A 21,858-nucleotide genomic window follows, 5' to 3' on the forward strand; every position below is an offset into this window, starting at 1 on the left:
ATCTTATCGTTCTACACTGCACGGTGTAGTGTAATACTGGCTCGGCGGGCGCCGCACTCGTACGCCCGCTCCGCCCGACGGCGCCGTGCAATGCGCCACCTCGGATACCGCTTCCCCGGGTTGGCCCCGCCGGACGACCTCGGATCTGTCCACAAAGCACCATGCACACTGCGCCTCGCGTGAATGGCCGCTGTGTCCGCGCCGGGCCCGGCAAGGCGGCAGCGCCACGCGTACGGCCGACCCCTTCCTCGCCCGGCAATGACGGAAAGGATGTCCATGACCGCAACTCTTGCTCCCCCGGTTCACATCGGAAAGGCCGCTGTCGGGGCCCTCGGCATGCTGGCAGTCGCCACCGGTGCCTTGGAGTCGGTGGTGACGCCGACGCTCCCGCTGCTGCAACGCGAGCTGGATATGAGTCCCGCCGAAGGGGCGTTACTCAGCATCATGCTCCTCATCACCGGCGCGCTCATCACACCGGTCGCAGGCAAGTTCGGCGACCGCTACGGCGGAAAACGGGTCCTGATCCGGCTGATGACGGTGGTCTGTGCCGGTGGTCTGGTGTCCGCCCTGGCGCCGAACCTGCCGGTGCTGCTGCTCGGTCAGGTACTGCAGGGGGCGATGGTGGGCGCGCTGCCCCTGTCGTTCATCCTGGTGCGCGAACACCTCCCCGCGGGAGAGTCGAAGGTGGCCATCGGAGTGGTCAGCGGGTTGTTCGTGGGGGGCGGGATGGCGGGAACGCTGTCGGCCGGGCCCGTGGCGGAAGGGCTGTCCCGACACTGGATGTTCGCGCTGCCGACGATCGCGGTCATCGGGGCCACCATGCTGGTGAACAGGCTGATGCCGCATGATCCGCCGGGCCGGTCGGACGACGCCGGGGTCGACTGGCCCGGCCTGGTTCTCTTGAGCGGGACGCTGGTCACGCTCATGCTCGTGCTCGCGCTGGCGCCCGACATGGGCTCGCAGCCACTCGCGCTCGGCGCCCTCATCGTGGTTCTGGCCGCCTTCGTGACCGGCTGGACAGCCGTTGAACGTCGTGTGGCCTCGCCGATGGTCGATCTGCGCATGCTGGCACGGCCTGCGGTGTGGAAGTCGTGTGTGCTGACGTTCGTGATGTGCATCGGTACCTCGGTGGCGGTCTATCTCGTTCCACAGCTGTTCGCGGTGCCCGCCGACGAGTACGGTTTCGGGGCCGGCGCCACCGAGATCGGCTTCTTCCTGCTGCCCGGCGCCGTGGCCGCGTCGCTGGCCGGGCCGATCAGCGGGATCGGGGCGCGGCGCTTCGGCTCGCGCGCCGTGGTCACCACCGGGATCGTCATGATGGTCGCCGCCCTGATCGCCCTGGCAGCCGTGCACACCGAGGTCTGGCACCTCGTCATCGGCAAGGTGATGATCGCGCTTGCCAACGGCCTGTGCGTTACGGCGATGGTGACCAGCACCGCCACATCCGTCGATCAAAATGACACCGGCATCGCCACCAGCCTGGTCCTGGTGACTCGCGTGATCGGCTACGCCGTGGGTGTGCAGGTCAGTGGTGCGATCCTCACCGCCGGGACCCCTTCCGGGTCGGATGTCCCGGCCGAATCGGCCTTCGTCACCGGCTTCGTCATAGCCGGCGCCGTCACGGCGCTTTCCCTGCTTGTCACCCGCACCATGAGCAAAGGAGTCAAGGAATGACCCGCGCTGATCAGTTGAGGGATATCCGTACCACGCCGAGGCGCAAGGTCCTGATATCCGGGGCCAGCATCGCGGGGCCCGCCCTGGCGTTCTGGCTGAACCGCTACGGATTCGCGGTCACGGTGGTCGAGAAGGCGCGCGCACCGCGTGACGGTGGTTACCCCATCGACGTGCGCGGCACCGCATTCGAGGTCGTCCGGAGGATGGGAATCCTGCCGCGGCTGCAGGACGCGCACATCGACCTGCGCCGGCTGACCTTCCTCGAAGGGGACGGCAGCCAGGTGGCCTCGGTCGACCCGCACACCCTCACCGGTGGTGTCGCGGGACGGGACCTGGAGGTCCGGCGCGGGGATCTGACCGAGGCTCTCCACGCGGCGGTCCGTGACGACGTGGAGTTCTTGTTCGACGACTCCATCGACACCCTCGACCAGTCCGGCCACGGGGTCGACGTCACCTTCCGCGGAGGCAGCAGGCGTACGTTCGACATGGTGTTCGGTGCGGACGGTCTGCACTCACGTACCCGCGAGCTCCTGTTCGGCCCCGAAGAGCAGTTCCACCGGTACCTCGGCTACTGCTTCGCCGGGTTCACCATGCGCAACACCTTCGGACTCTTCCGGGAGACCACGGTGTGGAACACCCCGGGCAGGGCCGCGGCACTCTACTCCGTGGGGGACAACGACGAAGTGCACGCCTTCCTGAACTTCACCCACCCGGAACCGCCGTTCCACGCCTTCCGGAACCCGGAAGCCCAACGGGACCTGGTCGCCGCGGTCTTCGCCGACGCGGGATGGGAGGTCCCGGGCATGGTCGCCGCCATGCGCGACGCGGACGATCTGTTCTTCGACGTGGTCAGCCAGATCCGCATGCCCCGCTGGTCCAGCGGCAGGGTCGCGCTGGTGGGCGACGCCGCGTACGCGCCCTCGTTCCTCACCGGGCAGGGCTCCAGCCTCGCGCTCGTCGGCGCGTACATGCTCGCCGGTTCCCTCGCCGACCGAGACCATGCCGCGGGCTTCGCCGCCTACGAACACAACACCCGTGAGTTCGTGACCCTGAACCAGGACCAGGTCGGCGAGGGCGATGCCGCACTCTTCCCGACCACCGCTCGGGCGCTGGAGCGGCGCAACGAGATGCTGCGCAACCTCAGCGCCGTACCTTCCGCGGAGGGACGACCGGCCCATTCGGCCCTCACCCTGCCCGAATTCATGCCCATGATGTGAGCCCGGGCACGCGCGCCGATGACGTGCATCACCGGCGGTCGGGGCCGGCTGTCCGGCCCGACCGCCGGTGACAAGGGGTGCGCCGATCGCGGAGCGCCATCCCTCCAGGCCGACCAACTGGGCGCCCTGGACCCACAGTTCGCTATCCGTTACGGCAGGTTCCTGGCCATCACGATGCGCTGGACCTGATTTGTGCCCTCATAAATCTGGGTGATCTTCGCGTCACGCATCATCCGCTCCACCGGGTAGTCCCGCGTGTAGCCGTAGCCGCCGAGCAGCTGGACCGCATCGGTGGTGATCTCCATCGCGACGTCGGAGGCGAAGCACTTGGCCGCGGCGCCGAAGAAGGTGAGGTCGCTGTCGAGGCGCTCGGACTTGGCGGCGGCCGAGTAGGTGAGCTGGCGGGCCGCCTCCAGCTTCATGGCCATGTCGGCGAGCATGAACTGGACGCCCTGGAAGTCGGCGATCGGCTTGCCGAACTGCTTGCGCTCCTGGACATAGCCCTTGGCGTAGTCGAGGGCGCCCTGGGCGATACCGAGAGCCTGGGCCGCGATGGTGATGCGGGTGTGGTCCAGGGTCTTCATCGCGGTGGCGAAGCCGGTGCCCTCCTCGCCGATGATGCGGTCGGCGGGGATCCGGACGTTGTCGAAGTAGACCTCGCGGGTCGGGGAGCCCTTGATGCCGAGCTTCTTCTCCGGGGCGCCGAAGGAGACGCCCTCGTCCGACTTCTCGACGACGAAGGCCGAGATGCCCTTGGAACGCTTGGTCGGGTCGGTGACGGCCATCACCGTGTAGTACTCGGAGACGCCCGCGTTGGTGATCCAGCGCTTCACACCGTTGAGCACCCAGAAGTCGCCGTCGCGCACGGCCCTGGTCTTCATGCCGGCCGCGTCGGAACCCGCGTCGGGCTCGGAGAGGCAGTACGAGAACATGCCGTCGCCCTTGGCGAGCGGGCCCAGGTACTTCTTCTTCAGGTCCTCGGAGCCGGAGAGGATCACCGGGAGGGAGCCGAGCTTGTTCACGGCCGGGATGAGGGAGGAGGAGGCGCAGACGCGGGCCACCTCCTCGATCACGATGACCGTGGCGAGGGCGTCGGCGCCCGCGCCGCCGTACTCCTCCGGTACGTGCACCGCGTGCAGGTCGGCGGCGGTCAGGGCGTCCAGCGCCTCCTGCGGGAAGCGCGCCTCCTCGTCGACCGCCGCCGCGTGCGGGGCGATCTTCGCCTCGGCGAGCGCACGCACCGTCTCGCGGAGCATCTCGTGCTCTTCGGCCGGACGGTACAGGTCGAAATCGGTCGAACCCGACAAGACGCTCACTCCCCAAAGACGCTAACTACCGGTAAGTAACTCAATTTTAGGGCCCGGCTCCCGCGACGGCCTATGCCATGCCTGCGTGAGCTTCGCGACAGGGGTGGGAGAAGCTGCCCAGGCAGTCGGAAACCGGGCTTTCAAAGGCACGACTATGCTCGTTCACCGCACGTCTGTCCGCATCTTCCAGGAGCACCCCATGGCCCTCAGGATCACTGTGATCGGCACCGGCTACCTCGGCGCCACCCACGCCGCGGCCATGGCGGAGCTGGGCTTCGAAGTGCTCGGCCTCGACATCGTGCCCGAGAAGATCGAGATGCTGGGCGCGGGCCGGGTCCCGATGTACGAGCCGGGTCTGGAGGAGCTGCTCCGCCGGCATGTGGAGGGCATCGCGGGATCGACCGGGCGGCTGCGGTTCACCAGCTCGTGGGAAGAGGTGGCGGCCTTCGGCGATGTGCACTTCGTCTGCGTGAACACCCCGCAGAAGCACGGCGAGTACGCCTGCGACATGAGCTACGTCGACAGCGCCTTCGAGTCGCTGGCGCCGCATCTGACCCGGCCCGCGCTGGTTGTCGGGAAGTCGACCGTGCCGGTGGGTTCGGCGTCCCGGCTCGCGGCGCGGCTGGCGGGGCTGGCGCCGGTGGGCGCGGACGCGGAGCTGGCCTGGAACCCGGAGTTCCTGCGTGAGGGCTTCGCCGTGAAGGACACCCTGCACCCGGACCGGATCGTCGTCGGTGTGGCGAGCGAGCGGGCCGAGAAGCTGCTGCGCGAGGTCTACGCGGTGCCGGTCGCCGAGGGCTCACCGTTCGTGGTGACGGACTTCCCGACGGCCGAGCTGGTGAAGACCGCGGCCAATTCCTTCCTGGCCACGAAGATCTCGTTCATCAACGCCATGGCGGAGGTCTGCGAGGCCGCCGACGGCGATGTGCAGAAGCTGGCCGAGGCGATCGGGCACGACGAGCGGATCGGGTCCAAGTTCCTGCGGGCCGGGATCGGCTTCGGCGGCGGCTGCCTGCCCAAGGACATCCGGGCCTTCATGGCGCGCGCCGGTGAGCTGGGCGCGGACCAGGCGCTGACCTTCCTCCGCGAGGTCGACTCCATCAACATGCGGCGCCGCGGCCACATGGTGGAGCTGGCCCGGGAGGCCGTGGGCGGCGATTCGTTCCTCGGCCAGCGGGTGGCGGTGCTGGGTGCGACGTTCAAGCCGGACTCGGACGACGTACGGGACTCACCGGCGCTCAACGTGGCCGGGCAGATCCATCTGCAGGGCGGGCAGGTCACCGTCTTCGACCCGAAGGGCATGGACAATGCCCGGCGGCTCTTCCCCACCCTCGGTTACGCGGACTCGGCGCTGGACGCGGTGCGCGGCGCGGACGTGGTGCTGCACCTGACGGAGTGGCGGGAGTTCCGCGAGCTGGACCCGGCGGCACTGGGCGAGGTCGCCGCGCGCCGGATCATCCTGGACGGCCGCAATGCGCTCGACAGCGAGCTGTGGCGCGGGGCCGGCTGGACGTACCGGGCGATGGGACGCCCGAAGGCCTGACGGCAACGGCGCCCGCGCAACACCCTCGCGCCTGCATGCCCGACGCGACCGGGGCCCGTGCGCACCCTCACCCCCGCATGCCTGACAGGACCGGCGCCCGCGCAACACCCTCGCGCCTGCATGCCCGACGCGACCGGGGCCCGTGCGCACCCTCACACCCGCATGCCTGACAGGACCGGCGCCCGTGCAACGCCCTCACGCCCGCAGGCCCGACGCGACCGGGAGCCCGCGCACACCCTCCCGCCCGCAGGACCGGCCCGCGCCCCTCAGTCGCGCTTCGCGCGGTAGGTGCGCATCTTGGCGCGGGCTCCGCACACCGACATGGAGCACCAGCGGCGGCGCCCCGCCGGGCTGCGGTCGTAGTACGCCCATCGGCAGTCCTCGGCCTCGCACGCCTTGAGCCGGACCCAGCTGCCGTCGGCCGCCGCGGCGGCGATGGCCGCCGCGACACGGGCGGTCAGCCCGGCCGGTTCGGCGGCGGGCCGCAGTGCGGCGGCGCCCGCCGCGTCCACGGTGACGCGCAGGGGGGCTTCGGCGAGGAGCCGGTCGAGCGGGGGTGCCCCGGATCCGTCCGGCGGGCGGTGACCGGCGTGGGCGAGGCAGGCGGTACGGAGCGCCTCGCGCAGGACGCGGGCGTCCGGGACGTCCGGCTCGGTGAGACCGAAGGCTGCGCGCCCGTCCGCCGTGTCGAGAGTGTCCGCCCCGGTCTCGATGTCCAGCGTGTTGACCAGGGCTTCGATCAGGGCGAGTCCACCGGGCGCGGAATCCTTCCCATTCATGGTTGCGACGTTACCTCCTTTGCGGGAGTATGCAGTAACGGTTACCTGTTGAGGCTCTTTAGCGGTAACCAGTTGTATCCATCCGTCCGGAGGAGGAATTGTCATGGCTGTTGCCACCCTGGGTGCCGTCGTTCTGGACTGCCCCGACCCGGCGGTGCTCGCCCGTTTCTACGCGGGGCTGCTCGGCGGAGAGATCGTGCCCGCCGGTGAGGACTGGCTGGAGCTGGCCGGAGTCGGGGGCACGCTCCTCGCCTTCCAGGCCGCGCCCGGTTTCGTACCGCCGCGGTGGCCGAGTGCGGACGGGTCGCAGCAGATCCATCTGGATCTGACCGTGCCGGATCTGGACACGGCGGAGAAGGAGGCGCTCGCGCTGGGCGCCACCATGCTGGAGGCGGAGGACCGGGAGCGGAGTTTCCGGGTGTACGCGGATCCCGCGGGGCACCCGTTCTGTCTCTGCGCGGAGTAACGGGGTAGCGGGGTAGTGAACGATGTGTGGGGGCGCCCCGGAGGGCGCCCCCACACCTGACCGGACTCGGGCTCAGCCGGCCCGGCCGTCCAACTGCTCGATCGTGGCGTGCGACGGGGCCCGGCGCGTCCTCAGCTCGCGCGCGACGTCCTCGGCATCGCGCAGCACCCGTACCGCGTTCTGCCAGGTGAGCTTGGCGAGATCGGCGGTGGACCAGCCGCGGCCGAACAGCTCCGCGATCAGGTTCGGGTAGCCCGCGACGTCCTGGAGACCCTCCGGGAGGAAGGCGGTGCCGTCGTAGTCGCCGCCGATGCCTATGTGGTCGATCCCGGCGACCTCGCGCATGTGGTCGAGGTGGTCGGCGATCGTCGCCACGGTGGCCATCGGGCGCGGGTTGGCCGCCTCGAAGGCGGCGTGGATCTTCATGGCCTCGGCGGTGGTGTCGAGGGGGTGCAGGCCGTGGGCGCGCAGGTTCTCGTCCGCGTCCCGGGTCCAGGCGACCGCCGCCGGGAGGACGAACTTCGGCACGAAGGTCGCCATGGCGATGCCGCCGTTGGCCGGGAGCCGGCCGAGGACGTCGTCGGGGATGTTGCGCGGGTGGTCGCAGATCGCGCGCGCCGAGGAGTGCGAGAAGATCACCGGCGCGGTGGAGGTGTCGAGCGCGTCGCGCATCGTCGTCGCCGCCACATGGGAGAGATCGACCAGCATGCCGGTGCGGTTCATCTCGCGTACGACTTCGTGGCCGAAGGGCGAGAGGCCGCCGACGCCCGGTTCGTCGGTCGCCGAGTCCGCCCACGCGATGTTGTCGTTGTGGGTGAGCGTCATGTAGCGGACGCCCAGTTGGTGCAGGGCGCGCAGGGTGCCCAGCGAGTTGTTGATGGAGTGGCCGCCCTCGGCGCCCATCAGGGAGGCGATGCGGCCCTCGGCGCGGGCCGCCTCCATGTCGTCGGCGGTCAGGGCGCGCCGCAGGTCGGCGGGGTGGCGCTCCAGCAGCTCGGTGACCACGTCGATCTGTTCGAGGGTGGCGCTGACGGCCTCGTCGCCCGCCATGTCGCACTGCACATAGACGGACCAGAACTGGGCGCCCACACCACCGGCGCGCAGCCGGGGGATGTCGGTGTGCAGGTGGGCGGACTGGTCGGTGGCGATGTCACGGGCGTCCAGGTCGTAGCCGACCTGTTCGCGCAGCGCCCACGGCAGGTCGTTGTGCCCGTCGACGACGGGGTACTCGGCGAGGAGCTCCGCGGCCCGCTCCAGCTGTTCGGTCTTCTCCACCGGGGCCTACTTCCCGAAGCCGAAGGAGTCCGCGCCCTCGACCTTGGCGCGCAGTCGCTTGCCCTTCTCCGTCGCCTGGTCGTTCAGCTCCTGCTGGAACTCGGCCATACGGGCCTGGAGCTCGCTGTCGTGGGCAGCGAGCATCCGCGCGGCGAGCAGGCCCGCGTTGCGTGCGCCGCCGACCGAGACGGTCGCGACGGGGACACCGGCGGGCATCTGCACGATGGAGAGCAGGCTGTCCATGCCGTCCAGGTACTTCAGCGGGACCGGAACACCGATGACCGGCAGCGGGGTGACGGAGGCGAGCATGCCGGGCAGGTGGGCGGCGCCGCCCGCGCCCGCGATGATCGCCTTCAGTCCGCGGCCGGCGGCCTTCTCCCCGTACGCGATCATTTCGCGCGGCATGCGGTGGGCGGAGACGACGTCCACCTCGTACGGGATCTCGAACTCGTCGAGGACCTTGGCGGCGGCCTCCATGACGGGCCAGTCGGAGTCCGAGCCCATGACGATGCCGACGACCGGCACGGCGGTGGCGGGGGAAGTCATTCGGTGATCGTTCCTCGCAGGTAGTCGGCCGCGTGCCGGGCGCGCTCGCGCACGTCCGCCAGGTCGTCGCCGTAGGTGTTGACGTGTCCGACCTTGCGGCCGGGCTTCACGTCCTTGCCGTACATGTGGATCTTGAGCTGCGGGTCGCGGGCCATGCAGTGCAGATACGCCTGGTACATGTCCGGGTAGTCGCCGCCGAGGACATTGGACATGACCGTCCAGGTGGCGCGCGGGCGCGGATCGCCGAGCGGCAGGTCGAGGACGGCCCGGACGTGGTTGGCGAACTGCGAGGTGATCGCGCCGTCCTGGGTCCAGTGCCCGGAGTTGTGCGGGCGCATGGCCAGTTCGTTGACGAGGATGCCGGGCTTCCCGTCGGGGCCGCGGGTCTCGAAGAGTTCGACGGCGAGGTGGCCGACGACGCCGAGCTCGGAGGCGATGCGGAGGGCGAGCTGCTGGGCCTCCCCCGCGAGCTGCTCGTCCAGCTCCGGGGCCGGGGCGATCACCGTGTCGCAGACCCCGTCGGCCTGGATCGACTCGACGACCGGGTAGGCGACGGCCTGGCCGTGCGGCGAGCGGACGATATTGGCCGCCAGCTCCCGCACGAAGCCGACCTTCTCCTCGGCGAGGACCGGGACACCGGCCCGGAAGGGGTCGGCCGCGTCCGCCTCGGAGCGGACCACCCAGACGCCCTTGCCGTCGTAGCCGCCGCGGACCGTCTTGAGGACGACGGGGAAGCCCCCGGCCTCCTTTGCGAAGGCCACGACGTCCGCCGGGTCCTTCACGATGCGGTGACGGGGGCAGGGCGCGCCGATCTCGGTGAGCCTGGCGCGCATCACCCCCTTGTCCTGGGCGTGCACCAACGCGTCGGGGCCGGGGCGCACGGGTATGCCGTCCGCCTCCAGGGCCCGCAGGTGTTCGGTCGGTACGTGCTCGTGATCGAAGGTGATCACGTCACAGCCGCGCGCGAAGGCACGCAGCGTGTCCAGGTCGCGATAGTCGCCGACGACGACTTCGCTCACCACCTGGGCCGCCGAGTCCTGGGGGGTGTCACTGAGGAGCTTGAACTTGATGCCGAGGGGGATGCCCGCCTCGTGGGTCATACGGGCGAGCTGACCGCCGCCGACCATGCCGACTACCGGGAACGTCACTCCTCCAGGGTATCGGGCGGCCAGGGGGCCGCCGGACGACGCCCTCCCGCCCGTCCCGCCGGGCGGCCGCGTCACAGCATGGCCACACCTCTCAGCCCGCCCACAGGAAACTCATGGGCGGGCTGGATAGCATGACCGGGTTGCCGCAACCGACAGACAGGCTGAGCGATCACTATGAGCGAACGGGGCGCACTGCGGACCCGGCTGGAACTGCTGGCCCGGGAGGTCGCCAAGTTCGGCGCGGTCGGTGCGTTCGGTCTGGTCGTCAACATCGCTGTCTCCAACCTCCTGTGGCGCACCACCGATCTCCAGGTGGTACGGGCGGGGCTGCTGGCCACATTCGTCGCCATCCTGTTCAACTACGTCGGCTTCCGCTACTGGACGTACCGGGACCGTGATAAGACCGGGCGGACCCGGGAGCTGACGCTGTTCCTGCTGTTCAGCGCGGTGGGCGCGGTCATCGAGACCGGTGTGCTGTACGTGGCGACCTACGGATTCGGGTGGAACACCCCGCTCCAGAGCAATATCTTCAAGATCCTCGGGATCGGCATCGCGACACTGTTCCGCTTCTGGTCCTACCGGACCTGGGTGTTCAAGGCGCTGCCCGTGAAGGAGACCGTGCCGGGCGCGGAAGGGTTCCTGAAGCAGGGGCGTACGGAGCCGGTGCCCCGGGCAGCCCAGGCGGACTCGGTGCGGAGGTAGCGGATCCGGGTACGGCTCGGGCCGGGAGCGGATGCGGCACGGCACCGGCCGGGAGCGGATGCGGTACGGCACCGGCCCGCTCACCGCACCGGGCGTTCCGGTTCCTGCCTCTTCAGGGCCACCCGGCTGAGGAACAGGGCGAAGACCGGCGGCTGCTGCTGGAGCAGTTCGAGCCGGCCGCCGTCCGCCTCCGCGAGGTCCCTGGCCACCGCGAGGCCGATGCCGGTGGAATTGCGGCCGCTGATCGTCCGCTCGAAGATCCTGGCGCCGAGGTCGGGGGGCACGCCCGGCCCCTCGTCGGTGACCTCGATGACCGCCTGGTTGCCGGTGACTCGGGTGCGCAGCGCGACCGTGCCGCCGCCGTGCATCAGTGAGTTCTCGATCAGTGCGGCCAGCACCTGGGCGACCGCGCCGGGCGTACCGACGGCCCGCAGCCCCTTCTTCCCGGAGCGGACGATGGCGCGGCCCTCGCCCCGGTAGGCCGGGCGCCACTCCTCGACCTGCTGCTTGACGACCTCGTCGAGGTCGAAGACGACGGCCGAGCCGGTCCGCGGATCGCGGGCGTTGGTCAGCAGCCGCTCCACCACGTCGGTGAGCCGCTCGACCTGGGTGAGGGCGATGTTCGCCTCCTCCTTCACCGTCTCCAGGTCGTCGGTGACGGAGATCTCCTCGATCCGCATGGAGAGCGCGGTCAGCGGCGTACGGAGCTGGTGCGAGGCGTCGGCGGCCAGTCGGCGTTCCGCGGTGAGCATCCGGGCGATCCGCTCGGCGGAGGCATCCAGGACGTCGGCGACCCGGTCCAGCTCCGGCACTCCGTACCGCTTGTGGCGCGGGCGCGGGTCGCCGGAGCCCAGGCGTTCGGCGGTCTCGGCGAGGTCCGTCAGCGGCGAGGCGAGTTTGTTGGCCTGGCGCACGGCGAGGAGCACCGCGGAGACGATGGCCAGCAGCGCCACCGCGCCGATGATCATCAGCGTGCGGCCGACCTCACGGGTCACGGAGGAACTGGACTCCTCGACGGTGACCCGCTCGCCCTGCTCCCCCTTGGCCGTACTGCTGATCACTCTGCCGGTGGGACGCTTGCCGACTTCGAGCGGGGCGCGTCCGGGGATCTCGACGACCGCGTACCGCTTGCCGGAGATCTGCTCGGCCAGCAGCGTGGGGTTGATCCGTTCGTTCCCCAGGTGCCGGCTCTCGACGACGCTGATCAGCCGCAGCGCCTCGGAGTCGACGCTCTCCTGGGCGCTGTTGCTGATGGTGCGGCTCTCGACGATGACGAGGGAGACGCCGAAGACGGCGATCACCACGAGCACCACGGCGAGCGTGGAGTTGATCAGTCTGCGGCGCATGAGTGCTTCTGTACGTCAGCTCTTCTCGAAGCGGAAGCCGACGCCCCGCACGGTCGCGATATAGCGGGGGTTCGCCGCGTCGTCGCCGAGCTTCTTGCGGAGCCAGGAGATGTGCATGTCGAGGGTCTTGGTCGAGGACCACCAGGTGGTGTCCCAGACCTCGCGCATCAGCTGGTCCCGGGTGACGACCCGCCCCGCGTCGCGGACCAGGACCCGCAGCAGGTCGAACTCCTTGGCGGTGAGCTGGAGTTCCTCGTCGCCCATCCAGGCCCGGTGCGACTCGACGTCGATCCTGACGCCGTGGGTGGCGGGCGCCGGGGCGGGCTCGCTGGCGCCGCGGCGCAGCAGGGCCCGGACCCGGGCGAGCAGTTCGGCCAGGCGGAAGGGCTTGGTCACGTAGTCGTCGGCGCCCGCGTCCAGGCCGACGACGGTGTCCACCTCGTCGGCGCGCGCGGTCAGCACCAGGATCGGTACGGCGTGGCCCTCGGCACGGAGCCTGCGGGCGACTTCGAGGCCGTCCATCCCGGGCAGGCCCAGGTCGAGTACGACCAGGTCGATCCCGCCCTGGAGGCCGGCGTCGAGAGCGGTCGGACCGTCTTCGCGGACCTCGACCTCATAACCCTCCCGACGCAGGGCGCGGGCCAGTGGCTCCGAGATGGATGCGTCGTCCTCGGCGAGCAGTACACGGGTCATGGAGTGATGGTAGTCCGCGGGAGGCGGATCCAGTGAGGTGATCGAAAAGCCCTGCGGCTCCGCGAATAAAACGGAGAGAAGCCTTTGAATATGGGAGTGCGGTTGCACTGCTACCTGTGATCCATATCTCAAGTCCTTTCATATCCGGCAGTGTCGTGGCGTATGGTTGCTCGACGCCTGTTGCACTACTCAAGGACCCTTGGGCAGCTTTTAGAGCCGAGGGTCTTTTTTGTTCTGCCGGCTGGTACCCGCCAGTCGTGAATTTCAGTGAATGACCTGTGGCCGGGCCCGGAGCGCGAGACGCGCACCGGGCGTGGATCCCGGCGCGGTCGCTCCCCCGTCCCCTCCGGCCGGCTCCCCGGTGAGCCCGGCCGTCGGGACGAATCCCCTGTCAGGCGTGGGGTGGGACGCGGCCGTGCTGGTGCCGGCCTCCCCCCACCGGGCGCGTCACGCTCACGAGGCGTCGCGTCCCGAGCACGCAAGGATCGACCATGGCGTCCAGCCTGACGAAGGACCCGGCCAGTACTTCTGGATCCGCGAAGACCTTCTTCGGCCACCCCCGCGGCCTGGCCACTCTCTTCATGACGGAGATGTGGGAGCGCTTCAGCTACTACGGCATGAGGGCCCTGCTTCCCCTCTACCTGATCGCCCCCGACGGGCTCCACATGAACCCGGCCACGGCCACGGCGATCTACTCGGTCTACGTGTCGCTGGTCTATCTGCTCGCCATGCCCGGCGGCTGGTTCGGCGACCGTGTCTGGGGTCCCCGCAAGACCGTCGCCGTCGCCGGTACGGTCATCATGATCGGCCACCTGGCGCTGGCGCTGCCCCTGCAGGGCACCTTCTTCGTCGGTCTCGGACTGGTCGCCATCGGCTCCGGTCTGCTGAAGTCCAACATCTCGACGATGGTCGGCCACCTCTACGACGGCCCGGACGACGCGCGCCGCGACGGCGGCTTCACGATCTTCTACATGGGCATCAACGCGGGTGCCTTCGCGGCGCCGCTGATCATCGGCACCATCGGTGAGAGCGTCAACTGGCACCTGGGCTTCGCGCTCGCCGCGCTCGGCATGGGGCTGGGCCTCGCGCAGTTCCTGATGGGTACCCGCCACCTGGACGGGCGCAGCCTCGTCGTCCCGAAGCCGCTGTCGGCCGCCGAGCGGGCGAGCACGCTGCGCAAGGGCATGATCTGGCTGGCCGTCGCCGCCGTCTTCTACATCGTCACGGTCGTCACCGGCGTCTACACGCTCAACTGGATCCTGGTCCCCATCACCGTCGCGGGCCTGGTCATCCCGGTCGTCGTCCTGACGCGCATCAAGCGCGACAAGGAGCTCAGCGCCACCGAGCAGTCGAAGATGTCGGGGTACATCTGGTTCTTCGTCGCTGCCGCCATCTTCTGGATGATCTACGACCAGGGCGGCTCGACGGTCGCCATATTCGCCGACACCTCGGCCGACAACAGTGTCTTCGGCTGGACCTTCCCGGTCTCCTGGTACCAGTCGGTCAACCCGGTCCTGATCATGGCGCTGGCCCCGCTCTTCGCCGCCTTCTGGCTGGCGCTGAACCGCCGCGGCAAGGAGCCCAGCACCATCGTGAAGTTCAGCTCCGGTCTGGTGCTGGTCGGTGCGTCGTTCTTCCTCTTCCTGGTGCCGCTGACGATCGCGACCGACGGCCACAAGGCCGCCGCGATGTGGCTGGTCGCGATCTACTTCGTCCAGACGGTCGCCGAGCTGACGCTGTCCCCGGTGGGCCTCTCCGTCACCACGAAGATGGCTCCGGCCAAGTACGCCAGCCAGATGATGGGTGTCTGGTTCCTGGCCGTCACCGCCGGTGACTGCGTCACGGGTCTGCTCTCCACCGCGGGCGTGGAGCTCAACGGCACCGGCGTGGTCACCCTGGAGGCCGTCCTCGCCGTCGCCGCGGGTATCGCGGTCTTCATGTACCGCGGCAAGGTCAAGCAGCTCATGGGCAGCGTGCGCTGACGCACCGGACCCGGCTTGCGCGAAGGGCCGCCGCACACCGACGCCTCGGTGTGCGGCGGCCCTTGGTACGTGTGCCCACGGGCTCAGCTCACCTGGTGCCGCGCAGCCTGCGCCACGGCGTGAAGGTGAACACGGCGCCGCCCAGCAGGATCGCCGTCCCCGCGACCAGGCCGAGTGCGCGCAGGGTGCCGTTGTCCTCGGCCCCGGTGTCGGCCAGTCCGCCGCCGGAGGTCGTCGAGCCGGCCGTGGAACCGGAGGTGCCGGAGGCGCCGGAACTGGCGGAGCCGGAGGCACCGCCCTGCTGGGCCGTGGTGTCGAGCTCCAGCGACGGGGTCACCGAGCCCTTGACCTTGCACGGGATGTTGATCTTCGAGGAGCCCAGGGTGACATCGATCGCCAGGGTGCCGGGGCTGAGCGTGGACTTCCCGGACGCGCCCGGCTTGTAGGTGCCGGTCATGTCGGAGAGGTCGACGGGCTTGCCCTGCTCCAGCGGTTCGGTGTTGGCGGGTCCGGTGACCTTCACCGAACCCTTGTCGGCGCCGCCGACGACGATGTCCATGGACGGCTTGAGCGCGCCCGCCGGCAGCGCGGCCGGGCTGTTCATCACACCCTTGGCCGTCTTGACCGTGAGCGCGTAACTCCCGCCGCTCTTCTTGGCGTCGATCGTCACCTTGGTGGCGATGTCGGCCGGTCCGGGGGACGTACACGCGAAGTGGACGGAGACCTCCTTGCCCGGGAAGTCGGTCCGGCCACCGCTGCCGCCGGAGCCGGAGGTGGTACCGCCCGCGGCCGTGGAACCGGAGCTCGTGCCCCCGGCGGTGGTCGAACCGCTCGTCGTACCGCCCGCGGTGGTGGAACCGCTCGTCGTACCACCGGCGGTGGTGGAGCCCCCCGTGGAACCGCTCGTCGTGCCGCCCGCGGCCGTGCCCCCGCCGCCGTCCGTGACCTTGATGGTCGCGCCCGGCGCCACCGCCTCCTTCGGGCTGCACTTGGTGTCTGTGGAGAGGGGCTTGGAGACATTGATGTCGTACGCGTCCGGCGTCAGCGTGATCTCACCGGCCTTCTCCAGCTTCAGGGTGCCCTTCATGTCGGACAGCACCATGGCGCTGTTCTTCGGGATCGGCGGATTCTGCCGCGGCCCCTCCATCTTCAGGGTGCCGGTGGCCGCGCCGCCCACCTTGATGGTGCCGGTCGGCTTGACCGTGTCCTTGTCCAGATCGAGTATGTCGGGGTTCTTGGAAGCGGCCTCGACCGTCTTCCACACCACCTCGACGGTGTCTCCGACCTTGGCCTCGGCGGGCGCGGTCAACTGCACCACGGTGGTGCCCTGCACGGGCGGCAGCCCGGAGATGGGCGGGGGCAGGCACTCCGTCTTGTACGAGGTGCCGGCGGCCTGGGCCGGACTCGCGACCAGCAGCATGCCCGCGCCGCCGAGCATCATCGCGACTCCCGCCGCGACCGTCCTCCGTTGCGTCCTCACGAATGTCCCTTCGTCGTCGGTCTGTTCTCTGACGGTGCGGAATCCGGTGTGAACCACGGCAGCGCGGCCGTGGTGCTGGGCGGGGGTGCGGCACCGGGGCTCCCGGCGGACCCCGGTGCGCGGCGCGGCTCCGGGGGTCCGGCGGCGGACCCGGCCGGTCGCGGACGGACCCGGCGCCGGCGTCTGCTGCGGGCCGGGGTGCGCGAGGTGCGGGGCCGTACCCTGTCGACGATCGCCATGCCGATCCGGAACACGGCGGCCGGTACGACGACGCACAGCAGGATCCAGAAGAGGGTGACGCCCCAGGGGCGGCCGACCCCCCACGGCTGCTCGGCCAGTACCTTGCCGCCGTACTTCAGCGAGACCTGGTAGTCGCCGTGGGCGCCCGCCGCCAGCTCGACCGGCAGCTTGATCTGCGCCTTGCGGCCGGACTCGATGGTGCCGCGCCACTGCCGCTCCTCCCACTGCGGGGCGAAGACGCCGTGCGCGGTGCCGACCCGGAAGACCGGGTCCTTGACCGGAGCGGAGCCCAGGTTGCCGACGGTGAAGACGAGTTGCCGGGCGGGCGGGGCACCGAACCAGGTGAGGATTCCGCTGTCGCCCTCCAGCCGGGTGGCGGCCAGCACCGCGAGCCGGCCGCCCCCGCTCTCCTTCGGCAGTGCGGCGACCGGATGGCCCGCGACGACGAACACGGCGTCGGCGGCGGCCTGTTCCCCGGTGACGGTGGCGACATGCACCACGCAGGGGCAGGGCACCGGCGGCTCGGCGACCGGCATCTTCTTGTTGAAGCCGCCCCTGGCATCGGTGGTGACGGCACGGCCCTCGGCATTGGCACAGGAGTTGGTGCCGCCGATCACCCCGCGGTCCGGGGTGGACCGTCCGCAGATCAGCATCATCAGCAGCGTGCCGGGACGCCAGCCGCTGCCCTTGACGGTGATCTCGCCGCCCTTGCCCGCCTGCTGTTTCGAGAGGGTCACCGCGGGCTTCGCCGCCGCGGCTCTCGCACCCGCCGCACCCGCCGCACCCGCCGCGTCCGCACCGGTCGCCGGGAGCATCAGCAGAGCGGGCAGCAGTGCACCGAGCAACGCGGCGAGCAGCAGCGCGCCGCGCGGCGCGGCGCCCCGCCGGTGGCTGCCGTCGCGAAGTGATGCCGGTCCGGCCTGTCCAGTCACGATTCCGCTCCCGCCTTCGCCACATGCCTGCTCTCGGAGTGCTGTTGATCTCCCGGGGACCGCTCGGACCGGCCACCGCCGTCGCCGTCGCCGTCCTCCGGTGGCCGGCCGCGTGCGTGCCGGAGCCGGTACGCGTACGCGCCCGCGGCGGCGGTGGCCAGGAACAGCAGCACGCTGCCGGCCACCGGCACCCACGGGACGAAGACCGCCCGGACCGCGGCCTCGCTGTGCGCGCCGCCCGCCGCCGTGGCCCGCAGCCGTACCGTCACCGAGTCGAGGGCCGGGGCCTCCCGCCACGGTTCGGCGAGCCTGACGCGCTGTCCGGGCAGCAGCTCCACCGGAAGCGTGCGGGCCTCACGCCGCAGCAGCCTCCCGAACACGCCGTCGGCGTCGACGGCGATCCGCGGGGCCAGGACCGTGTTGCCGCGGTTGACCAGCGTGTAGTGAACGGTCCGCCCGGACACGGTGATGTCCTCGACGGTGAGCGCGCCCAGCGCCGGCCCGCCGACCCGCAGCCGGACCCGTACGCCCACCGAGCGGCCGCCGCTCTCCACGACGATCGCGCCGGGATGGTCCCCGGGCGTCGCGCCCGTCGGCACGGTGACGGAGAACGGCACATCGGCACGGGTCCGGGCCGGCACGGTCACCTCGGCGGCGGCGGTCCGCAGCCAGGCACCGGCCCCGGCGGCCCCCTTGCCGCCGCGCGCCGTGAGACCGGCGCCCTCGGCGTGGTACGCGTCGGCGCCGCGCAGCCGCACGGTGACCGGGGCCGTACCGGGGTTGGTGACGGAGAGCCGGTCCTGGAGGACGGTGCCGGGCGGGCCCTCCAGATAGAAGTACGGTCTGCCGCCGCCCGTTCCGGAACCGCTCGTCGCGGGCCGCGCCGTCCATGACGCGGCGCTCCTGGGCGCCGGTGTCCGGTCCGCGGCACCGGCCACCGGAGTCATGGCGAAGGTGAACAGCAGGACGGCGACGGCGAGTCGGGCGGCGTGGCCGGTCGGCGACGGCATGGGCGGCTCCCTGGTGCGTGACGGCGGCCGGCTCGTGGGCTGGGGCGTCTCCGGATCCGGCCCGGTCCGGAGGAAACGCCCAAACGCCCGAACGCCCTACCGGCCCACGGCCCGCCGCCCGCGCCTGGTCAGCCAGAGCACTCCGGCCGCGCCGGTCAGCAGCACCGTGCCGCCGAGCGTGCCGAGCGCCACCGCCGAGTCGAGCGGACCGGTCTTCGGCAGCTGCCCGCCGCTGTCCGGGGCGCTCGGGCCGCCGCCCGAGGCCGTCACATCGAGCTGGAGCGACGGGCCCGGGTTGTTGGAGGGAGTACAGGTCGTGGTCGTGCCGAGCGCCTTGATGGTGAGCACACCGGCGGTGAAGGCGACCTTGCCGCTCTTCTTCGGGGTGTACGTACCCGACAGGTCACTGATCTTGATCGGGGTGTTGGCGGGTATGGCCGTGGAGTTCGACGCGCCGGAGACCTGGACCTGGCCCTGGTCGGCACCACCCACCTTGATGACCGCGCTGGGGCTCATCGCGCCCTTGCCCAGTTCGACGGGGCTGGACGAGACCCCTTTCTGGAAGGACATCGTGAGCCGGTAGCCGCTGCCGCTCCTGACGCTCTTGATGTCGATGGGAGACACGGCGCTCTTGTCGCCGATCGGGGTCTTGCACTGGTAGTCGACGTCCACGACCGCGGCGTGGGCGGCGGGCGCGGCCATCAGCACCACCGTGCCCGCCAGCGCGGACGCCAGCGCAAGAGCTGTTCGCTTCTGGTAGGACACCTTGAGTTCCCCTCACCACATGACTGACGACACATCAGATCGGGCGCTCAAGGTACGCCCGGGGCCTTGTGGAGGGAAGACAAAGAGCGCGCCGATCCGGCGCGCTCCTGAGTGATGCGGTCGCGAGGGCGTACGGCCCGGGAACCCGGTCCCGCAACGGCCCGGGGCGCGGACGAGGGGCCGCGCAAAGCCCGGAGGCGGAACTACGCGGGGGCTGCCAGCTCCGCCCAGACGGTCTTGCCGGCCCGGCCCGCCACCCGCTGGACACCCCAGTCCAGGCAGAGCCGCTGCACGATGAACATGCCGTGCCCGCCGGGCCTGCCGCCCCGGTGCGGGGTGCGCGGCGCGGGTTGTCCCGCGCCCGCGTCGACGACCTCCACCCGCAGCACCTTCGCCGTGCAGCCGATGCGCATCTCCTCGGGGCCGTCCGCGTGCAGACAGGCGTTGGTGACCAGTTCGGAGACGACCAGCAGGACGTCCTCGGCGGCGGCCCGTCCGTCGGCGCTCGTCGCGGGGAGCCAGTCCCAGTCGTGAAGTGCCTGGCGGGCGAAGTCACGGGCCGTCGGCACGATGCCGCCGATCCCCCGCAGCGACAACGTGCGCCACTGCCGCTCGACCGGCCCGGAGGAGGCCGCACCGACGCCCGCGTCCGCGCCCGTGCCGGCGCCCTCCGGCTCGCGGCCGAGGTCGCCCGGCGGATGCTGCCGGGTGGTGCTCATCAGCGCTTCACCTCACCGATTCACCATGTCGCCATTGAACAGTTACAAGTACAGGTACAGATACACGTACGGATACGGGGTGGGTGGGCCGCCCACAGTTCCGCCCGGTGTCTCCTGCCCGGCCGAATCGTGACAACACCCACTTCGTCTACGCGGATCGCGTGACACAGGCAACACCTGGGGCACCCAGGGCCGCGAAACGCGCCGGGCTCACGTATCCAGGGCTGCTTCGAGGGAGTCGTGGACGGTGAAGACCGCCTCGGCCCCGGTGATCTCGAAGACCCGCGCCACCACCGGCAGCATTCCGGCCAGATGGACCCCTCCCCCTGCCGCCTCCGCCTTGAGGCGGGCACCGAGCAGCACGTTCAGCCCGGTGGAATCACAGAATTCGAGTCGCGAGCAGTCGACCACCAGGCGCACCCGCCCCTGCTCGACCGCGCTCTCCAGGGGTTCTCGCAGCAGATCCGCCGTGTGGTGATCCAGCTCACCGACCGGCGTCACGACCTCGCTGCGTCCCTCGGTTCGGGACTCGACCTGAAGCCGACCCCGGTTCGCACTGCCGACCGTCCCGCGGTCCATGCCCGTCCCTCTTCGCCGTCGTCACTGCCGTCGTCACTGCCTGCGCCTCCGCGTGTGCGGATTCGATGTAGCCGTCGCTGACGTTCTTGAAACAGTACGCGTTCCGTACGCCACGTGGTACCCGAAGACCTCAACAAACCGGACATATAGCGACATTTAGCGCTTGTAACTGCCCGTCCGGACCGGGTAAGGGTAGAGGGACACCCAAACCACGGCCGGCTTCGGAGGCGCCGCTTCACCGCAGGAACACGTATGGGCATCGGCAGCCATATGCCGAGAACGATGGAGGAGACCATGTCACCCCGGCTCGACGGACCGCGTACCCACGACGCGACGTCAGCATGTCCTCAGGGACGGACCCCCTCAGACTCCCCTGCCGCGAACGCCGGAAACGGCACGCGCGCCGGCACCACCAGCGCCGGCACCACCAGCAGCACCCGCACCACCACCGCCGTCACCACCACCGACGACCACGCCGACGACCACGGCATCGGCGACGGCGACATCGGCGGCCTCGAAGGACTTCCCGAGATCCCGCCCTACGACGAAGTGGGGGCGCTGGACGCCCGGGCCCTGTCGAAGACGCTCTTCGAGCGGCTCGAATCCCTCGAAGAGGGCACGCACGACTACGCGTACGTCCGCAACACGCTCGTCGAACTGAACCTGGCCCTGGTCAAGTTCGCCGCCTCCCGGTTCCGCTCCCGCAGCGAACCGATGGAGGACATCATCCAGGTCGGCACCATCGGCCTGATCAAGGCGATCGACCGTTTCGAGCTGAGCCGGGGCGTGGAGTTCCCGACGTTCGCGATGCCGACCATCGTCGGTGAGATCAAGCGCTTCTTCCGCGACACCAGTTGGTCCGTTCGCGTCCCGCGCCGGCTTCAGGAGCTGCGGCTCGACCTGGCCAAGGCGGGCGACGAGCTCGCCCAGCAGCTGGATCGTTCACCCACCGTGGGCGAGCTCGCCGACCGCCTCGGCATCACCGACGACGAGGTCGTCGAGGGCATGGCCGCGAGCAACGCGTACACCGCCAGCTCGCTGGACGCCAAGCCCGAGGAGAACGAGCAGGAAGGCGCCCTGGCGGACCGCATCGGCTACGAGGACCACGGGCTCGAAGGCATCGAGTACGTCGAGTCCCTGAAGCCGCTGATCGCCTCGCTGCCGGGCCGGGACCGCACGATCCTCTCGCTCCGGTTCGTCGCCAACATGACGCAGTCGGAGATCGGTGAGGAACTGGGCATCTCCCAGATGCACGTATCGCGGCTGCTCTCCCGCACGCTCGTCAAGCTCCGGAAGGGCCTGACGCTGGAGGAGTGAGCGGGCATCTCGCCCATGCGCGGCACTCCACGCGCCCCTTGCGGAAGGACCCGCCCGGACAACCGGCGGGTCCTTCCGCATGTCTGACGCCATGTCACCGGCGGTCGGCAGGAGCGGCAGAGCGCACGCGGCGGCAGG

20 protein-coding genes are annotated in these 21,858 nt (G+C 70.4%); 7 read left to right on the forward strand and 13 right to left on the reverse strand.

Annotated features, from left to right (window positions below):
• The first annotated feature begins 276 nt into the window (after window positions 1-276).
• Together ACF08M_RS10595 and ACF08M_RS10600 are read left to right on the forward strand one after the other, a co-directional pair.
• On the forward strand, window positions 277-1,674 hold the full coding sequence (locus tag ACF08M_RS10595; protein ID WP_392185055.1) for an MFS transporter: 1,398 nt from the start codon (window positions 277-279) through the stop codon (window positions 1,672-1,674).
• Window positions 1,671-2,891 (forward strand): FAD-dependent monooxygenase, encoded by a 1,221-nt coding sequence (locus ACF08M_RS10600; RefSeq protein ID WP_392184856.1) that lies wholly within the window; start codon window positions 1,671-1,673, stop codon window positions 2,889-2,891. Before ACF08M_RS10595 ends, ACF08M_RS10600 begins: the two co-directional genes overlap by 4 nt.
• Before the next feature lie 149 nt (window positions 2,892-3,040).
• Here ACF08M_RS10600 and ACF08M_RS10605 read toward each other — a convergent pair whose 3' ends face one another.
• Window positions 3,041-4,198 (reverse strand): acyl-CoA dehydrogenase, encoded by a 1,158-nt coding sequence (locus ACF08M_RS10605; RefSeq protein WP_392184857.1) that lies wholly within the window; start codon window positions 4,196-4,198, stop codon window positions 3,041-3,043.
• 199 nt (window positions 4,199-4,397) lie between these two features.
• On the opposite strand from ACF08M_RS10605, the gene ACF08M_RS10610 reads away from it, so the two are divergent.
• A complete protein-coding gene (locus tag ACF08M_RS10610; protein WP_392184858.1) occupies window positions 4,398-5,741 on the forward strand; it encodes a UDP-glucose dehydrogenase family protein in 1,344 nt (447 codons plus the stop codon).
• 266 nt (window positions 5,742-6,007) lie between these two features.
• On the opposite strand, the gene ACF08M_RS10615 is transcribed toward ACF08M_RS10610, so the two are convergent.
• The gene (locus tag ACF08M_RS10615) at window positions 6,008-6,520 is read right to left on the reverse strand and encodes a CGNR zinc finger domain-containing protein (protein ID WP_392184859.1); all 513 of its coding nucleotides are present in this window, start codon (window positions 6,518-6,520) and stop codon (window positions 6,008-6,010) included.
• A gap of 103 nt (window positions 6,521-6,623) precedes the next feature.
• On the opposite strand from ACF08M_RS10615, the gene ACF08M_RS10620 reads away from it, so the two are divergent.
• Entirely contained in the window at window positions 6,624-6,986 is a 363-nt protein-coding gene (locus tag ACF08M_RS10620) for a VOC family protein (RefSeq protein WP_392184860.1), read from the forward strand.
• 72 nt (window positions 6,987-7,058) lie between these two features.
• On the opposite strand, the gene ACF08M_RS10625 is transcribed toward ACF08M_RS10620, so the two are convergent.
• The 3 genes from ACF08M_RS10625 to ACF08M_RS10635 are packed head-to-tail and all read right to left on the reverse strand — an operon-like array spanning window position 7,059 to window position 9,955.
• Complete coding sequence (locus ACF08M_RS10625) at window positions 7,059-8,261, reverse strand: dipeptidase (protein ID WP_392184861.1); 1,203 nt, start codon at window positions 8,259-8,261, stop codon at window positions 7,059-7,061.
• Window positions 8,262-8,267: 6 nt separating this feature from the next.
• A complete protein-coding gene (purE, locus tag ACF08M_RS10630) occupies window positions 8,268-8,807 on the reverse strand; it encodes a 5-(carboxyamino)imidazole ribonucleotide mutase (protein ID WP_392184862.1) in 540 nt (179 codons plus the stop codon).
• Window positions 8,804-9,955, reverse strand: a complete 1,152-nt coding sequence (locus tag ACF08M_RS10635; protein WP_392184863.1) for a 5-(carboxyamino)imidazole ribonucleotide synthase — start codon at window positions 9,953-9,955, stop codon at window positions 8,804-8,806. Before ACF08M_RS10635 ends, purE begins: the two co-directional genes overlap by 4 nt.
• A 174-nt stretch (window positions 9,956-10,129) precedes the next feature.
• Here ACF08M_RS10635 and ACF08M_RS10640 point away from each other — a divergent pair, with 174 nt between their 5' ends.
• Window positions 10,130-10,657: a GtrA family protein gene (locus ACF08M_RS10640; RefSeq protein WP_392184864.1), complete on the forward strand. Its 528-nt coding sequence runs from the start codon at window positions 10,130-10,132 to the stop codon at window positions 10,655-10,657.
• An 80-nt stretch (window positions 10,658-10,737) separates the two neighbouring features.
• Here the strand turns inward: ACF08M_RS10640 and ACF08M_RS10645 are convergent, their stop codons facing one another.
• Both ACF08M_RS10645 and ACF08M_RS10650 read right to left on the reverse strand, forming a co-directional pair.
• A complete protein-coding gene (locus ACF08M_RS10645) occupies window positions 10,738-12,003 on the reverse strand; it encodes an ATP-binding protein (RefSeq protein WP_392184865.1) in 1,266 nt (421 codons plus the stop codon).
• Window positions 12,004-12,018: 15 nt separating this feature from the next.
• A complete protein-coding gene (locus ACF08M_RS10650) occupies window positions 12,019-12,696 on the reverse strand; it encodes a response regulator transcription factor (RefSeq protein WP_392184866.1) in 678 nt (225 codons plus the stop codon).
• Between the two features lie 491 nt (window positions 12,697-13,187).
• On the opposite strand from ACF08M_RS10650, the gene ACF08M_RS10655 reads away from it, so the two are divergent.
• Window positions 13,188-14,678, forward strand: coding sequence for an oligopeptide:H+ symporter (locus tag ACF08M_RS10655; protein WP_392184867.1), 1,491 nt, complete (start codon window positions 13,188-13,190; stop codon window positions 14,676-14,678).
• 88 nt (window positions 14,679-14,766) lie between these two features.
• Here the strand turns inward: ACF08M_RS10655 and ACF08M_RS10660 are convergent, their stop codons facing one another.
• From ACF08M_RS10660 to ACF08M_RS10685, 6 genes are all read right to left on the reverse strand, one after another.
• Window positions 14,767-16,119, reverse strand: coding sequence for a hypothetical protein (locus ACF08M_RS10660; RefSeq protein ID WP_392185056.1), 1,353 nt, complete (start codon window positions 16,117-16,119; stop codon window positions 14,767-14,769).
• Between the two features lie 35 nt (window positions 16,120-16,154).
• Window positions 16,155-17,330: a hypothetical protein gene (locus ACF08M_RS10665; RefSeq protein ID WP_392184868.1), complete on the reverse strand. Its 1,176-nt coding sequence runs from the start codon at window positions 17,328-17,330 to the stop codon at window positions 16,155-16,157.
• Window positions 17,327-18,340, reverse strand: a complete 1,014-nt coding sequence (locus tag ACF08M_RS10670) for a hypothetical protein (RefSeq protein WP_392184869.1) — start codon at window positions 18,338-18,340, stop codon at window positions 17,327-17,329. Before ACF08M_RS10670 ends, ACF08M_RS10665 begins: the two co-directional genes overlap by 4 nt.
• 96 nt (window positions 18,341-18,436) lie before the next feature.
• Entirely contained in the window at window positions 18,437-19,105 is a 669-nt protein-coding gene (locus ACF08M_RS10675; RefSeq protein ID WP_392184870.1) for a peptidase, read from the reverse strand.
• 203 nt (window positions 19,106-19,308) lie between these two features.
• Window positions 19,309-19,824, reverse strand: a complete 516-nt coding sequence (locus tag ACF08M_RS10680; protein ID WP_392184871.1) for an ATP-binding protein — start codon at window positions 19,822-19,824, stop codon at window positions 19,309-19,311.
• Between the two features lie 210 nt (window positions 19,825-20,034).
• Window positions 20,035-20,403 (reverse strand): STAS domain-containing protein, encoded by a 369-nt coding sequence (locus tag ACF08M_RS10685; protein WP_362207226.1) that lies wholly within the window; start codon window positions 20,401-20,403, stop codon window positions 20,035-20,037.
• A 294-nt stretch (window positions 20,404-20,697) separates the two neighbouring features.
• On the opposite strand from ACF08M_RS10685, the gene ACF08M_RS10690 reads away from it, so the two are divergent.
• The gene (locus ACF08M_RS10690; protein WP_392185057.1) at window positions 20,698-21,720 is read left to right on the forward strand and encodes an RNA polymerase sigma factor SigF; all 1,023 of its coding nucleotides are present in this window, start codon (window positions 20,698-20,700) and stop codon (window positions 21,718-21,720) included.
• Window positions 21,721-21,858 lie beyond the last annotated feature (138 nt).

It is taken from the genome of Streptomyces sp. NPDC015032 (genome assembly GCF_043080425.1).
Classification (GTDB): Bacteria; Actinomycetota; Actinomycetes; order Streptomycetales; family Streptomycetaceae; genus Streptomyces.